This is a genomic window from Paenibacillus aestuarii, assembly GCF_027789125.1.
Taxonomy (GTDB): domain Bacteria; phylum Bacillota; class Bacilli; order Paenibacillales; family NBRC-103111; genus Paenibacillus_E; species Paenibacillus_E aestuarii.
Genome location: NZ_JAQFVF010000027.1, coordinates 97381 through 112178 on the forward strand (window position 1 = coordinate 97381; position 14798 = coordinate 112178).

Below are 14798 nucleotides of genomic sequence, written 5' to 3' on the forward strand. Positions count from 1 at the left end.
GCAAGGCACTAAAGTTGCGTTGCAGACTGCATGGAAGCGCGAAGAGCGCTGCAGGGCGATAAACTCGCTGCGTCGCCCCGCAGGCACGCGCATAACAGCAAAGGGTGTCCCGCTGGGACACCCTTTTTACGGCTGTATTCGTTTGAACTTCGCATCCAGATGAGGAAGCAGCATCACACTTTCCTGTTCGTTCGGATCGGTGCGGGCGATAATGGCGGTGCAGCTGTCGGCATCGCTGGGGTTGTAAGGCAAATGCGGCATACCGGCAGGAATGTACAGAAAGTCGCCTTCTTCGATCTGCATGTGCTGTTCCAACTGCTCGCCGAACCACATGGCGGATTGCCCGCGCAGCATGTAGATGGCCGTTTCATGGCTTTCGTGCAGATGAGCCTTCGCTTTGCCTCCCGGAGGGATGGTGAGGATATGCATGCAGATGCTCTCCGCGCCTGCGCTTTCAGCAGAGATCGCTTCGCCATAATCGAAGCCCTGCTTGCCGTGATATTGCCTGGAGGGGCGAATTAATCGGCAGCTCTTGGGCGAGTTCGTGCTCATAAGTTCCCGACACCTCCGTGTCTATGATTCATCTTGTACATGATATGGAGGGTCTCCGCGGAAAAGAACAGCAAGCCACAGCCGATTCTCACCTCTTCGCAGCTTCCCACTATTCACAAACTCAGTGATCACCTTGATTTGGATTACGAAAAATCTTACGAGATTATGAAGAAAAAGGCGTTGACCTTCACGCTGCGTCAAGGTGTACGCTTAGTTTGTCAGGAGGAGAAGCCATGGAATACACCGTTCAAAAGCTCGGCCAACTCGCAGGCATCAGCACCAGAACGCTTCGTTATTATGATGAGATCGGCCTATTGAAGCCAGCGAGAATCAGTTCCTCGGGTTACCGGATTTACGGCCAATCGGAAGTTAACCAGCTGCAGCAAATTTTGTTTTATAGAGAACTTGGTGTTCCGCTCGATCAGATTAAAGACATCCTTACAGATCCGGCATTTGATGGCGCCAAAGCTTTGATAGAGCACCGTGAGCAGCTCCTGGAAAGACGCAAGCAACTGGATCAGCTGATAGCGAATGTCGAGAAAACAATAGCCTTGGCGGAAGGGAGAACAGTCATGAGCGATCAAGAGAAATTCGAAGGTTTCAAGCAGCAAAAGATCGAGGAGAACGAACAGAAATATGGCAAAGAAATTCGTGATAAATATGGCGACGAGCAAGTCGAAGCGTCCAACCAGAAAGTAAAAAATATGACGCAAGCCCAGTATGACGAAGTCACTCGTTTAGCGGAGCAGGTGCAAGAGGCGCTGGCTGTCGCATTCACAACCGGTGACCCCGCAGGGCCGCAGGCACAAAAAGCGGCCGACTTGCATAAGCAATGGCTCACCTATTATTGGAGCGAATACAGTAAGGAGGCACACGCCGGTCTTGCCCAGATGTACGTGGACGATGAACGATTCCGGGCTTACTATGACGCCAAGCAGCCAGGGACGGCGGAATTTCTGCGCGACGCCATCCGCATATATACCGGAGCCACTTCATAATAATAGCGGGCTTGGAAATACTACGGTCAGAAAGGAAGGCGGTAGAGGATGGAAAACGTTGAAAATCAACCGGCCGATGATCAAGCGCCAGCTGAGGAATCAAACATGACATCGGGGCCGTTCCGTCATTCTGATTTCGAACTGATCGCAAGCTATGCCAGACAGCTCAACGGTGAGCTGGAGGATGAAGCTGAGCATTAACTGAAGCGACAAGCATGCTGCATAGCGGTGTGCTTGTCGTTTTGTATATGAAGAAACACCCTCCGTGCGCATGAGCTTTGGAGGGTGTTCGGCTTGGCGGAAGCGTAAACGCCTCAAGGCTGCTTGGCCGGCACAGCTTTACCGTAGCTGAGCAGCTCGGACACCGTGACGAAGCGGTAGCCCCGCTTTTCGAGTTCGGGCAAAATTTGCTTCAACGCTGCAATGGTTTGCGTACGTCCTTCAATATAATCATGGAACAACACGATGTTACCGCTGCTTGCATTTTTGAGAACCCGGTCTACAATGCGCTGTACACCTGGGGAATTCCAGTCACGGGTATCCAGATGCCAGGACCACATGATCATTTTGTAGCCTTCCTGCTTGGCCAGATTGACGAGTCCTTCGTTATAAATGCCGCCGGGCGGACGGAACAGATGGCTCCGGGTGTGGGTCACGGATTCGATCAATTCTTCCGTTTTGTTGATTTCCTTTTTCATATTCGTCCGTTTGGAGAGAAAAGCGTGACTGTACGTATGATTGGCCAGTTCGTGGCCCTCGTTGACTTCCCGCTGCAAAATCTCCGGAAACCGCTCCACTTTGTTGCCGACGACAAAGAAGGTTGCTTTGGCATTGTATTGCTTCAGCAAATCGAGAATTTGCGGCGTGTGTTCCGGGTGCGGCCCATCGTCGAACGTGAGTGCGATCACCTTCTCCGTCGTCGCAATTTCCCAAACGACATCCCCCCTGTTCTCATAATAAAACCGGTCCTTCTTAGGTGCCGCATGGCCGGAAGACGCAAACAGAAAGAAACAAAGGCAGAGAGTAACAACGACTTTCATAGCCGCCTCCTTTGCAAAATTGGATAAACATTAGGATGCGCAGGTGCATCCCGGATTATTTGCCAATCGATGGCGGATTTGCGATAATGCGCATAGGAAATCAATGGGATTGAGGTGCTATTTATGAAGGATAAGCAGCAATACGCATTCATCGGCTCATACGCGGAGTCGGACCAAACGGGATTGTATGCATGCAGCTACGATCAGGAAACGGGCAGCTTAACGCTGCTTGATCAAGTGTCAGGGTTGCCGAATCCAACGTTCTTGGATATCGACGAAAGCAGAAACATCATCTATGCCCTCACGGAAGGCGTCGATGCGAATCAACAGCGCTGCGGTGCGGCAGCTGCGTATGCTTTTGATCCATTCGCAGGCAAGCTGCTGCTGTTGAATAAAGAAGTGACACTGCCGGCTACGACCTGCCACATTACGCTGGACCGCGCGCGCCAGTGCCTGATGGTCGCCAGCTACCATGGCGGCATGGTCGGCTTGTCGCCGCTGCTGCCGGACGGGCGCATTGGCGCAACGTCCGATATTCAGCGGCATCAGGGCGCAAGCGTCCTTCCGGTGCAGGACCGCCCGCGGGCGCATTCCGTCACGCTGGACCGGGCCAACCGCTTCGCGATTGTATGCGATCTCGGCTTGGATCAACTTGTCGTGTACAAGCTGGATGCTGTGAATCACCGCCTAATCCCGCACAGCCAGACGGCGATTACGCCAGGGTCAGGTCCGCGTCACTTTGCTTTTCATCCAAATTTGCCGTACGGATATGTCATCAATGAGCTGAACGCGACCATCACTGTGCTTGCCTACGAGGAAGAAGCGGGACAATTGAACGTGATTCAAACCGTATCAACGCTGCCTGCGGATTATCAAGGCGATAACGCTTGCGCAGATATCCACATCTCGCCGGACGGGCGCTTTATATATGGCTCCAACCGCGGGCATGACAGCCTTGCGGTGTACGCCATTGATGCGCAAAGCGGCCGACTGACGCTCGTGGAGCATGCGTCAACATTAGGCGGACATCCGCGCAATTTCGCCATCTCACCGGATGGACGATTCGTACTGGTTGCGAACCGCGACGGCAACAACATCGTGTCCTTCAGCCGCGATGCGCAAACTGGCAAGGTGACGCCAACGGGAAGCGAGCTTAAGCTTTCCAAGCCTGTATGTATGAAGCTGCGTACACTGCCTGCAGGAGACATGTGATGAAAGCATTAATTTTTGAGACTTTCGGCGGACCGGAAGTGCTGCGCTATGCCGAAATCCCCGATCCGCTGCTTACGCCAGGCACAGTGCTTGTGCGGACACAAGCGATCGGCTTGAACTTTGCCGATATTTACCGCAGGCGCGGTAATTACCATCTGTCCGGTCAGCCGCCGTACATTCTCGGCTATGAGGGCGCCGGCATTGTGGAGCGAGTGGCCGAAGACGTGCGCGACATCCAGGTCGGAGACCGGATCGCCTTCGCCGACGTGCCTTATGCCAATGCAGAGCTGGTTGCCGTGCCGCGTGAGCGCGCCGTCCCGCTGCCTGCTGACATTGCGTACGAGCAGGCGGCAGGCGTGCTGCTGCAGGGTATGACCGCGCATTATTTGGTCAATGACAGCTACCGTGTGCAGCCGGGAGACGACATTCTCGTGCATGCGGCAGCAGGAGGCGTCGGCCAGCTCTTGACCCAGCTGTGCAAGATCAAAGGCGCGCGGGTCATCGGCCTGACATCGACGGATGCGAAGCGGGCCATTGCGCAGGCGGCAGGCGCCGATGAAGTGCTGCTGTACGGCAGCGATTGGACGGCCGGGGTGCTGCAGTGGTCGGCGGACCAGCAGGGCGTTCAGGCGGCATATGACTCCGTTGGCTCGACACTGATGAGCAGTTTTGCAGCGGTACGGACGAAAGGGACGGTTGTGTTCTACGGCATGGCCGGCGGAGATCCGGCTCCTGTCGATCCGCGGATGCTGATGGATACGTCGAAGACGTTAACCGGCGGCGATCTGTGGAACCATGTTACGAGCCGGGAGAACCGGATTGAACGCGCCCGCGCCTTGTTCGATTTGCTGCGCAGCGGCCAGCTGAAGACTGAAAGATTCAAGCGCTTCGCCCTTCAAGACGGTGCGGAGGCGCACAAGCTGCTGGAGAGCCGGAACAGTACCGGGAAAATATTGCTGATTCCCTAACAGAGGGATTCATTTAACGTTAATGAAGAGCCTTTCATGGAACCCAATGGGGTCGTGAAGGGCTTTTGCTATGATTTTTAGGAAAAGTGTTAAGAAATCTAATAGAAATTGTGGAAGTCTGCTAACAAATTTCGCTTAAGATGTTACGAGTGATTTGGAACGAACCTGTGTGGAAGGTGGAATGATCGTGCGTTCCCTTAGTGTACGCAATAAATTAATTGTTTCTGTCTCGTTCATTCTTTGTATTCCATGCATCTTGATCGGATGGATTTCTTACCAGACTTCCTACAAACAGCTCAACGAACATACGATGGAAAGTATCCAAAGAGATGTGCAGCTGTTGAATGCCAACGTCGAGCGGAACGTAGAGCTGTGGGAAAGAGACGTTGCTTTTTTGGCCCAGACGATTCATCTGGAGAAGGTTGGAAAAACCATGACAGCGGAAGATCCGATTATCCGGGAGTTGATCGATCGGCATCAAGCGCTGCACCCTGAGCTCAATACGACGACGGTAGCGACGGAAGACGGGATGCTCATGACGGCGCCGAAAGATATGAGCTTGGAGCCCGGATACGATCCGCGGCAGCAGCTTTGGTACCAAGCCGCGATGGCGAATCCCGGGAGGACGACGATTACCCCGCCTAGGGTGTCTAAGGCGCTGAACCGCCTCGTCGTGCAGATTGCCGCAGCAACTAGCGACCGCCAAGGTGTGGTCGGGGTCGGACTGCTGCTGGACGAGCTGACGCGGAGCGTGAACCAGATTAATATCGCGCGCGGCGGATTTGTGTACATCGTGGATCGTGACGGCATCGTCGTGGCGTCGACCATTGAGCCGATCGCCGAGCGTGCCAAGGGCGAGCACATTCAGCGTATTTTACAACAAAATGAGGGAACGATCAGCTTTCAGCGAGACGGTACGAATAAGGAAGCCGTATTTCAGACGAATGAGCTGACCGGCTGGAAAATCGTCGGCGAAGTCGACCGCCAGGAACTGATAGCCAGTGTTAGACCGATTTTTAATACGACTTTGGTCGTGCTGCTGATCGCGATTTTTTTGACCGCCTGCCTGATCTCCCTGATCATTCGTACGATTACGCTCCCGCTTAAGGAGCTGGCTGTGGCTTCAGAGCGTGTAAGCGGCGGCAATTTCAACGAGCATGTCACCATAACAAGCAATGATGAATTTCAAAAATTGGGTGAAGCTTACAATCACATGATGGACTCGTTGAGCCAATTTGCTTTTTATGATCCATTGACGATGCTGCCCAACCGGAGACAGTTTACCGCATCTCTGGAACAGGCAGTCGGAAAGGCTGCTGCCCATAAGGGCAAAATGGCGATTATCTTCATTGATGTGGATAACTTTAAACGCATCAATGATACGCTCGGCCACTCCGTCGGCGATATGCTGCTGCAAAAATTTGCGTATCGGCTCCAATATGTCATCGGCTCCCATGGCGTTGCGGCCAGACTTGGAGGCGACGAGTTCGTCGTGCTGCTGCAGCAGCAGCAGGCGCAAACGGAATATGTGGAGCTGATCGCCAGCCTGCTCCGTGACAGCTGCGTCAGGCCGCTTGAGCTGCAGCACCAATCGATCCATGTGAACATGAGCATGGGGATTGCCGTCTATCCGGACCATGGCAAGAATGGGGAGGAACTTCTCAAGCACGCGGACATGGCGATGTACAAGGCGAAGGAGCTGGGGAAAAATAACTACCAGTTTTTTGACTGCGATATGATTGAGGTCGTAACTAGAAAATCGCTCATCGAGCAGCTGCTGCGTACGGCTTTGGATAAAAATGAATTCGCCGTCCATTACCAGCCGCAGATGGCTGCAGCCACTGGCGACATTCGGGGATTTGAAGCCCTGGTGCGCTGGGACAGTCCGGAGCGGGGCCCGATTTCACCTGTTGAGTTTATTCCGATTGCGGAGGAAATGGGATTGATCGCCTACATCGACCAATGGGTGATGCTGCAAGCATGTAGGAAAAACGTGGAATTCCAGAAGCGGTTTGGGCGCCCGTATTTGATGTCGGTCAATATTTCAGCTCTGCAGCTGAAGCAGCGGTATTTTGCGGAAAATGTGGAAGCGATTTTGAAAGAAACGCAAATGAAGCCGGAGCATTTGGAGATTGAGATTACGGAGAGTGTCCTCATTGAATCGCTGGAAAGCTCGGTGGCGGCTCTATGGAAATTGGAAAGCCTCGGCGTGAAAATCGCGTTGGACGATTTTGGGACTGGCTACTCTTCGCTGAGCTATTTGAAGGTGCTGCCGATCCATACGCTCAAAATTGACAAATCGTTCGTGCAAGGTATGACATCGGCTTCCGCCGAAAAAGCGATCACGGAGTCGATTATTGATCTCGTGCACAAATTGGGGCATGGGGTCGTGGCCGAAGGCGTAGAAACCGAGGAGCAGCTGGCGCTGCTCAAAACATGGAATTGCGATTTTGTGCAAGGCTATTTCTTCAGCAAGCCAGTTGCTGAAGATCAGCTGATCAATTTAATATCTGATACGAATAATGGTCTTGTGGCGCCTAATTAATCAGCGAAAGCGCGGAAAGTGAAAGGCTCCCCTCGAGGTAAACCGGTTCGATAAGAAACCGCTGCTTGGAGGGGAGTTTTTTGATGTGCTCTAATCCTATTTTGCTGACTTATTGCAGCCGGACCCCCTTTCAATTTCCCTGTAGACGACTTTGCCCAATTAGAGCCTGTCATCCGGTCGAGGGTCGTGAAAGTTTTTGTTGGCGGCGAAGGCGGGCGCGCGAGCGAGGGGATAGCGGAAGGAAGACTCTGCTATGGGAGCCTGCGATCCACGTCCTCCCCCCGCAAAGCGCGCTTGTTACACAGCCAAGCTGGACGTCTTGGCCTGCTTCTCCTGCAAGCTCGGCAGGATGGAAGCGAGCAGGGCAATCCCGGCCAGGCCGGTCAGCAATATCAGCAGCGCCATCCCCCCCGGGGAAACGAAGCCGCCGATGATGACGTTGAGGCCGCTGATGATTTGCGCAGCCCGGTTCGTCATGCTGTTGACGGCCATGTACGTGCTTCGCGCGTGGTCCGGCACAAGCTGAACGAGCAGCGCCTGCTTGATTGGCACATAGGTCAGCTCGCCGGCAGTCGCAAGCAGCATCAGCAGCACGAGGAGCGACGGTTGATTGCCGAACACGAGATATGTGTACCCGAGGATGTTGCACAGCAGCGCTGCCAGCATCACCCGATGATCGGAGCGGCCTTTCAACATGCGGCCGACGAATAGAGACAGCAGCACGACAGCGATCGTATTCTCTGTGCGCAGGTAGCCGACCAGAGGCAGGCCGTCCACGGCCGCGGACCAGCCAGGCAGCCAGGCGGTTTGATGCACTTCATTTGCTAAGCGGATCCCGATGTATCCCGTCAAATTCATTTCGACGGACACGGATAGAACTCCGGCAAGTATATAAATCATAAATCTGCGGTCGCGCAGAACTTCAATATAACGTTTGACGATGGACATCTCCGCAGCGGCAGGAGCGTCGGCAGGATGCTGTGTATGCGGCGCTATCTGCCGTTCAGGCATCGTTTCTTGAATATAAATAGCCGTTACCGCCAAAGCGACGACCGACATCACGCCCACGACAATCAGCAGCTCCAGCAAGTAATCGCTGAAAAAATAGCCGCCGATCATCCCCGCCACAGAAATGGCCAAATTGTTGCACCAATAATTGATTCGGTAGATCGCCTTGCGCGTGTCTGGCGCAGATACATCGATGAGCATGGCCTCAACGGCCGGCTTACTGAGTCCCCAGGCGGCACTGATCAGCATTGTCATCAACAGCGTCAAAGTTGGGCTATGCAGCCAAGGCGAGTTGGCGAGCGCCATGACCCCGTATGCGAGTGTGCTGAGGGCTTCGGCGAGCACCATCATTTTCTTGCGGCCGATGCGGTCGGCGTAATGCCCTCCAATCGTGGCGCATACGAGCCCGACGGCGATGCTGATTGCTGCAGCGGCTCCGGCGACGGTTGTCCCCATCGTCCTTGCAAAGTAAACGGCCATAAACGGTGTGACCATGTTGCCGAGCGTATTCGTAATAAAGCTGATAAGAATACGCAGCCGAACGTTAGGATGAAACTGAAAAAAAGTCATACAATCCACCTGCTTTTGTGTAATTAAGATCGAATGTGTTGGTAGACTTAGCATATCAGATAGCCATTTGTTAAAAAGTGTAATATGGCTGCAGATCGCTTTCCCCTTTTTCATTGACGAAAATGAAGAGGACACCTATACTTTGTCATACAGATTAGGTAAAAATGGGGAGGTCACGATATGCAGCTTGCCTTGCAATATGCACAATTGAAAGCTTCCATCCTGCGGCAGGGGCATCAGGCGAATGAAGATGTGCCCGTCACCGTTGAAGAAATTGCCGGTTATTTGTTTTGTACGGAACGCAATGTGAAAATTTTGATACACAAGATGAGCGACAACGGCTGGATTGTATGGACACCAGGCCGTGGACGCGGAAACCGCTCATCCATTCGCTTCTTGGCGTCGGTGGAAGAGCTGCTTCTCGCCGAGGCCAAGGTTTATGTGGAGCAAGGAAATTTGAACAGTGCGATGAGCTTGTTTCAAATGGAGGGTCTGGATCCCGGGCTGACGGACCGCTTCCTTGCCTGGCTTGGCGATTATTTCGGATATCGGCCGAACCAGGAGGCAGGAGAGCAGGATACGCTGCGGCTGCCGATGCATAACAAGCTGCTTACACTGGATCCGACGGAAATTTTATTTTCCAGGGATTTGCATTTTGTCAAACAAGTGTTCGATACGCTGCTGCGCTTTGATCCTGTGCGCGGAGTGTTAGAGCCGGGGCTGGCGCATGAATGGTCATGCAAGGAGAACGGGCGGGTATGGATATTTTACTTGCGCAAGCGGGTGAAGTTTCACCATGGACGGGAGATGACGGCTGCCGATGTCATCTATTCGCTCAACCGGTTGAGAACGCTCGGCAACACGGATTCACCCAACCGTTGGCTCGGCGAAGGCATTCGTGCAATACGTACGATGAACCGTATGACCGTGCAAATTGAGCTGGAGGCGCCTAACTACATGTTCGGTCATTATGTGAGCTCGTACCCGACGGCGATTGTTCCTGAAGATGTGTACGCAGCGGGTGGCAGCCAGTTGCGGATGCATCCGGTAGGCACAGGGCCGTTCCGAATTGTGCGCCATGACGAGGACGGGATTACGCTGGAGTTGTTCGAGGATTATTATCGTGAGCGCGCCCTGTTGGACCGGATCGAGCTGCTCTATGTGCCAGCATCGATCAGCGAACGGAGATGGCAGAAGTGGAATTTTCATGTCGGCAGGTTGAACCGCGATCACCATTCTGCGCCCGCCCATTGGCGGGAAAAAGGCGTGCTGACACTCGGCTCGAACTTGCTCGTGTTCAATATGCGCCGGTCGGGACCGCAGCAGGAGGCGAGTGTTCGCGAGGCCATTCACCTTGTGCTGCATCGCAGCGGCTTGATCGAGGCGCTGGGACTCGTCGGTGCCTATCCGGCCGAGGGCTTCCTGCCTTCGGCGGAGCGGCGCGAAGGCCCGCAGGACAACGAGCCGCAGAGGGCGCGTGAGCTGCTTGCACAGTGTGGCTACCGGGGCGAACCGCTGCGGCTCGTGTTCCCCCCCTCGTATGGATGTGAGGTGGAATGGATCCGGGATCGCTGCGCCGGTATCGGGGTGCAGGTGCTGATCCAGGAATACTCCTATCCGGAGATGGCTTGTACGCAGCTGCTGCAGGAAGCCGATGTGATCCTGGGCGGCGTCGTAGCCGACGATGATGAGGCGCGCTGCCTCATCGAAATGTACAAAATGGGCAACATGCTCACTCGTGCCGCCGCAACGGACGCGCAGCGTCAAGTGTTCGACGAAACGATCGCGCGGATCGTAGCGGAACCGGACGCGCAAGTGCGGATAGCAAGAATCCGCGCCATGGAGCGTCTGCTCACGGAGGAGCACTACGCGCTGTTTCTCGTGCATACGAGACAGCGGACTGTATACAGCCCGCATCTGAAAGGCATTGCCGTCAACACGCTGGGCTGGTTCGACTTCAAAAATATATGGTTCCGGCCGGAGCTGGAACCGGCTCCCCCAGCGGCCGGTCCGGCTGCGGAGCCGCATGCATAAAACTAAAAGCCGTACGCCCTAGCCGGGAGCGTACGGCTTTTGTTATCCTTTGACGGCGCCGATCATGACGCCTTTGACGAAATACTTTTGCACGAACGGATACAGCACCAGAATCGGCACCGAGGCCACCATAATTGTGGCATATTTGATTGTTTCCCCGATCTGGAACTGATCGGCGGCATTCGCGCCGGAGGACATCGCATCCGTATTGTTGGCGATCAGAATTTCCCGTAGTGTCAGCTGCAAGGGATAGAGCTCGCGGTCCTTGATGAAGATCGAGGCATAGAACCAGCCATTCCACTTCTCCACTGCATAATACAGAATCATCACGGCGATAACCGGCATCGACAGCGGGATAATAATGCGGAACAAGATGGTGAAATGGTTGGCGCCGTCGATCTTGGCCGATTCCTCGAGACTTTCGGGGACGGTCATAAAGGCGGTGCGCATAATTATCAAATTGAAAGTATTCACAGTAAACGGGAGAATCGTTGCCCAGAGCGAATCGATCAGCCCGACCTGCTTGACAACCAGGTAGAGGGGAACGAGACCGCCGCTAAAGAACATCGTCAGCACGACCATGAAAATGAACACTTTGTTCCACATCACATTTCTCCGGGATAACACGTAGGCGCCCAAGGCGGTCACAATCAGGTTGGTCGCCACGCCGAACACGAGAATGAACAGCGTATTGCGGTATCCTTTGAGAATGGCAGGATTGTGGAAAACGCTTTTATACGCTTCGACGCTGAAGCCAAGCGGCTTATACAAGAAGCCTTTGTACGTAATTAGCTGTGCGGCATCGCTGATGGAGGCGAAGGTCACATAAATCATCGGGTACAGCGTAATAATGACGAGCGCGAGCAAAACGGCATGGATGATGCCGACAAACACTTTATCGGAGTAGCTGGTTTTCATGACAATGACCTCCTTCTTACCATAGGCTGTTTTCGCTCATTTTGCGGCTTAACCGGTTGGCGGCGATTAGCAGCAGGAGATTGATGACCGAATTGAACAAGCCGACTGCGGAGCTGTAGCTCCAGCCGAATTCCAGCAAGCCTTTGCGGTACACGAAGGAAGAGATGACATCCGCCGTGTCGTACGTGCTGGGGTTGTACAGCAGGATGATTTTTTCCCATCCGACGTTCAAGAGGTTGCCGACACGCAAAATGAACATGATGGAGATCGTAGGCAGAATACCCGGGAGGGTAATATGCCAGATCTGCTTCCAGCGGCTGGCGCCGTCGATGCGGGCCGCTTCATACTGCTCTTGATCGATGCTCATCAGGGCCGCCAAATAGATGATCGATTCCCAACCGATTTTTTGCCAAATTTCCGATAAAATATAAATCGATCTGAACAGCTCGGGCTTCTGCAGCATCGCCGTGTCGTTGGCCCCGAAATACGTGAATAGCGTGTTGATGACGCCGCCGCTGTTCGTGAAGTCTTTAATCATGCCGCAGATGACGACCAGGGAAATAAAATAAGGCATGTACGTAACGGTCTGCACAAATCGCTGAAACCGCTTATTCGTCAGCTCATTAATGAGAATCGCCAAAATAATCGGTGCCGGGAATTCAAAGCACAGGGAATATAAGGAAATGAGAACGGTGTTTTTCAAAATGCGCCAAAAATAATAGCTGCCGAAAAAAGCTTTGAAATTGTCCAGGCCGACCCAATCGCTGCCGAGAATGCCTTTCATCGGGGCATATTCTTTGAATGCGATAATCGCCCCATACATAGGCGCGTAATGAAAGGTCACGTAATAAGCCAGAACGGGCACCATCATGAGATACAAATATTTGTTCAGCACGAAATCTCGCTTGAAGCGGGCAGTAAAGGTCGCATCCGTTCCTTTGCGCATCACAATCTCTCCTTCCGAAGGCCTGAATAGTCAAGTAGGGAGGGCAGCCGTTGCCCTCCCTGATTCATACTGCTTAGCGTTTGTTGTAACGGTCCAGCGAAGCTTTCTTGATTTCGATCGCACGGTCCAGTTTCACCGATTTAAACTTCTCGACATATTTGTCAAAGCTGTCAACCGGCTCGGTACCGAGGATGATTTTCAAAGTCATTTCATCGACCAGAGTGTTCAGGTCGGTCATGATTTTGGCCAGCTCTGTACTCTCTTCTGGCGTTGCAGTGATCGGCGGCAGCTTGTGTTTGTCGACGTCTGTCTTCGACCAGGTGGATACCGCGTCGCGCTGTGTTTGCATTGCCAGGTATTGCTCGACATAACGCTTATCCTGAACGAAAGGTCCGTTGTAGTTACCGCGGATGTAGAGCGATAACGCTTGCGCTGGAGCCAGCTTATCCGGGTTTTTCATGACCAGATCGGTATACTTCGGATAGCCGTTTTCGTTTTTGTACGAAACGCCTTCTGTACCGAAGTTGAAGAACATGTGGCCATCATCGGAATAGCCGTAATCGAGCATCTTCGCAGCGACTTCTATGTTTTTGGTCTTTCCTGTGATGGCGACAGATCCGCCTGGCGCATTGGCCGGGTCTTTTTGGCTGTACATGGCGATGTCGCCTTTCTTCAATACCGGATACGGAGCGCCGATAAGGGTCGCTTTCGGGTCTTTGGCCGAGATCAGCGGCTGCCATTTGCCTATACCGCCGCCAGCATTTTGCACCGTGACGCCGGTTGCGCCGGACGCGATGTTGGCATCCAAGGCTTTGCCGTCAGCCGTGGCAAAGTTCTTATCAATCAAGCCTTCCTCGTACCACTTATGGAACGTAGCGAGGAAATCCTTGTAGCCTTTCTCCGCCGGTCCGAACTTGATCGTGCCGTTGTCGATATAGAAGTCGCGGGTGACACCGAATGCGCTGGCGAAAGCGCCGTTGGCCAGTTCGTTAAACGGACGCGGAACACTGACAACGGAGAGGGCGGCGGTGGCGCCTTTTTTCTCCTTGAACGCCTTCAGCGTTGTATACCAGTCGTCGATCGTTTCCGGTACAGGCAGGCCGAGATCGTCCAGCCAGTCTTTACGGATAATCGGGCCTTGGAACACACGCAGGTAGTCATCGCCGCGGATGAATGGGAATGCATAGTAGCTGCCGTTGTCCGTTTTGACCTGCTTATCAATTTCCGGATGTTCTTTCAAATATTTCTTCAAGTTCGGCGCGTACTTATCGATGGCATCATTGAGTTTTAAAATATAGCCGTCTTTAATCGCTTTCTCCGGACCGCCTGGGAAGTCCCCCAGCCAGTTATATTCAATCATATCCGGCAGTTCGCCGGATGCGAGCATGACGTTCAACGTTTGTGTCGTTTGATTCGTCGGCGGCGCTGTGAATTTCAGCGGTACGCCTGTTTTCTTCTGCCAATCCTGGAAGAAAGGAATGTCAGCATGAGCGGCTTTGACACCGGTCAGGTTGCCTGGCAGCTCTCCCCAGTACGTGAGCGTTTTGTCAGTTTTCATTGGATAGGTCGTGGCCGCGTTGGTGGCATTGGCACTTGGCGCTGTAGAACCGCCTGCAGCCGGGCTGGCGCTGCCGCTTGAGGCTGTGTTCGTCGTGTTCGACGAGCAGGCAACTGTCATGATTCCCATCAGCGAAGTAAACACCAGCATTGAGAAAAGTTTTTTTCTGTTTTTCTTCATACATGGACCTCCTCAGAAATTGTGCTCTAGCAATCTTACAGGTGTAAGAGTTCGCTCGAAATGCCGCAGATGATAAGATGAATCGTGCGGGAGAGGGGCGCTGGCAATGTCCAGCTGCCATGACTCCACTATATGATAGCGCTTACAAAAAAGCGATCTTGAATTTGTACAATAGCCTCTCCAAAAAGTGTATCATGCTCTTCAATATGTCCAATTGCATCTTCAATATCGCCAATTTCCATATAAAAAGCTGCATTCGGCAGCTTCAT

Annotated in this window: 13 protein-coding genes; 6 read left to right on the top strand and 7 right to left on the bottom strand. The window is 53.3% G+C overall.

The genetic code is table 11. The features are described from left to right. Positions 1–126 precede the first annotated feature (126 nt). On the bottom strand, positions 127–552 hold the full coding sequence (locus tag O9139_RS12995; RefSeq protein WP_270879909.1) for a cupin domain-containing protein: 426 nt from the start codon (positions 550–552) through the stop codon (positions 127–129). 233 nt (positions 553–785) lie between these two features. Here O9139_RS12995 and O9139_RS13000 point away from each other — a divergent pair, with 233 nt between their 5' ends. Together O9139_RS13000 and O9139_RS13005 are read left to right on the top strand one after the other, a co-directional pair. Further along, the gene (locus tag O9139_RS13000) at positions 786–1550 is read left to right on the top strand and encodes a MerR family transcriptional regulator (protein ID WP_270879910.1); all 765 of its coding nucleotides are present in this window, start codon (positions 786–788) and stop codon (positions 1548–1550) included. Positions 1551–1598: 48 nt separating this feature from the next. Then, positions 1599–1751: a hypothetical protein gene (locus tag O9139_RS13005; RefSeq protein ID WP_270879911.1), complete on the top strand. Its 153-nt coding sequence runs from the start codon at positions 1599–1601 to the stop codon at positions 1749–1751. Between the two features lie 113 nt (positions 1752–1864). Here O9139_RS13005 and O9139_RS13010 read toward each other — a convergent pair whose 3' ends face one another. Further along, positions 1865–2590 (bottom strand): polysaccharide deacetylase family protein, encoded by a 726-nt coding sequence (locus tag O9139_RS13010; protein WP_270879912.1) that lies wholly within the window; start codon positions 2588–2590, stop codon positions 1865–1867. Positions 2591–2713: 123 nt separating this feature from the next. Here O9139_RS13010 and O9139_RS13015 point away from each other — a divergent pair, with 123 nt between their 5' ends. From O9139_RS13015 to O9139_RS13025, 3 genes are all read left to right on the top strand, one after another. Beyond that, on the top strand, positions 2714–3802 hold the full coding sequence (locus O9139_RS13015) for a lactonase family protein (RefSeq protein WP_270879913.1): 1089 nt from the start codon (positions 2714–2716) through the stop codon (positions 3800–3802). Then, positions 3802–4770 carry a quinone oxidoreductase family protein gene (locus O9139_RS13020; protein ID WP_270879914.1) on the top strand — a complete coding sequence of 323 codons (969 nt, stop codon included), beginning with the start codon at positions 3802–3804 and terminating at the stop codon, positions 4768–4770. Before O9139_RS13015 ends, O9139_RS13020 begins: the two co-directional genes overlap by 1 nt. A 187-nt stretch (positions 4771–4957) precedes the next feature. Further along, the gene (locus O9139_RS13025) at positions 4958–7315 is read left to right on the top strand and encodes a bifunctional diguanylate cyclase/phosphodiesterase (protein ID WP_270879915.1); all 2358 of its coding nucleotides are present in this window, start codon (positions 4958–4960) and stop codon (positions 7313–7315) included. 297 nt (positions 7316–7612) lie between these two features. On the opposite strand, the gene O9139_RS13030 is transcribed toward O9139_RS13025, so the two are convergent. Beyond that, positions 7613–8893 (bottom strand): MFS transporter, encoded by a 1281-nt coding sequence (locus O9139_RS13030; RefSeq protein WP_270879916.1) that lies wholly within the window; start codon positions 8891–8893, stop codon positions 7613–7615. Between the two features lie 180 nt (positions 8894–9073). Here O9139_RS13030 and O9139_RS13035 point away from each other — a divergent pair, with 180 nt between their 5' ends. Next, positions 9074–10927, top strand: coding sequence for an ABC transporter substrate-binding protein (locus O9139_RS13035; protein WP_270879917.1), 1854 nt, complete (start codon positions 9074–9076; stop codon positions 10925–10927). 42 nt (positions 10928–10969) lie between these two features. Here the strand turns inward: O9139_RS13035 and O9139_RS13040 are convergent, their stop codons facing one another. The 4 genes from O9139_RS13040 to O9139_RS13055 all read right to left on the bottom strand — a co-directional run bounded on the left by O9139_RS13040 (position 10970) and on the right by O9139_RS13055 (position 14798). Further along, a complete protein-coding gene (locus tag O9139_RS13040) occupies positions 10970–11845 on the bottom strand; it encodes a carbohydrate ABC transporter permease (protein ID WP_270879918.1) in 876 nt (291 codons plus the stop codon). A gap of 16 nt (positions 11846–11861) precedes the next feature. Beyond that, positions 11862–12791: an ABC transporter permease gene (locus tag O9139_RS13045; RefSeq protein ID WP_270879919.1), complete on the bottom strand. Its 930-nt coding sequence runs from the start codon at positions 12789–12791 to the stop codon at positions 11862–11864. A gap of 73 nt (positions 12792–12864) precedes the next feature. After that, positions 12865–14529, bottom strand: a complete 1665-nt coding sequence (locus O9139_RS13050; protein WP_270879920.1) for a type 2 periplasmic-binding domain-containing protein — start codon at positions 14527–14529, stop codon at positions 12865–12867. Between the two features lie 128 nt (positions 14530–14657). After that, positions 14658–14798, bottom strand: coding sequence for a hypothetical protein (locus O9139_RS13055; RefSeq protein WP_270879921.1), 141 nt, complete (start codon positions 14796–14798; stop codon positions 14658–14660).

Bases quoted from the DNA above. Each gene is read 5' to 3' on its own strand.
- O9139_RS12995 (WP_270879909.1), bottom strand. From the start codon at position 552: ATGAGCACGAACTCGCCCAAGAGCTGCCGATTAATTCGCCCCTCCAGG.
- O9139_RS13000 (WP_270879910.1), top strand. From the start codon at position 786: ATGGAATACACCGTTCAAAAGCTCGGCCAACTCGCAGGCATCAGCACC.
- O9139_RS13005 (WP_270879911.1), top strand. From the start codon at position 1,599: ATGGAAAACGTTGAAAATCAACCGGCCGATGATCAAGCGCCAGCTGAG.
- O9139_RS13010 (WP_270879912.1), bottom strand. From the start codon at position 2,590: ATGAAAGTCGTTGTTACTCTCTGCCTTTGTTTCTTTCTGTTTGCGTCT.
- O9139_RS13015 (WP_270879913.1), top strand. From the start codon at position 2,714: ATGAAGGATAAGCAGCAATACGCATTCATCGGCTCATACGCGGAGTCG.
- O9139_RS13020 (WP_270879914.1), top strand. From the start codon at position 3,802: ATGAAAGCATTAATTTTTGAGACTTTCGGCGGACCGGAAGTGCTGCGC.
- O9139_RS13030 (WP_270879916.1), bottom strand. From the start codon at position 8,893: ATGACTTTTTTTCAGTTTCATCCTAACGTTCGGCTGCGTATTCTTATC.
- O9139_RS13035 (WP_270879917.1), top strand. From the start codon at position 9,074: ATGCAGCTTGCCTTGCAATATGCACAATTGAAAGCTTCCATCCTGCGG.
- O9139_RS13040 (WP_270879918.1), bottom strand. From the start codon at position 11,845: ATGAAAACCAGCTACTCCGATAAAGTGTTTGTCGGCATCATCCATGCC.
- O9139_RS13045 (WP_270879919.1), bottom strand. From the start codon at position 12,791: ATGCGCAAAGGAACGGATGCGACCTTTACTGCCCGCTTCAAGCGAGAT.
- O9139_RS13050 (WP_270879920.1), bottom strand. From the start codon at position 14,529: ATGAAGAAAAACAGAAAAAAACTTTTCTCAATGCTGGTGTTTACTTCG.
- O9139_RS13055 (WP_270879921.1), bottom strand. From the start codon at position 14,798: ATGAAGCTGCCGAATGCAGCTTTTTATATGGAAATTGGCGATATTGAA.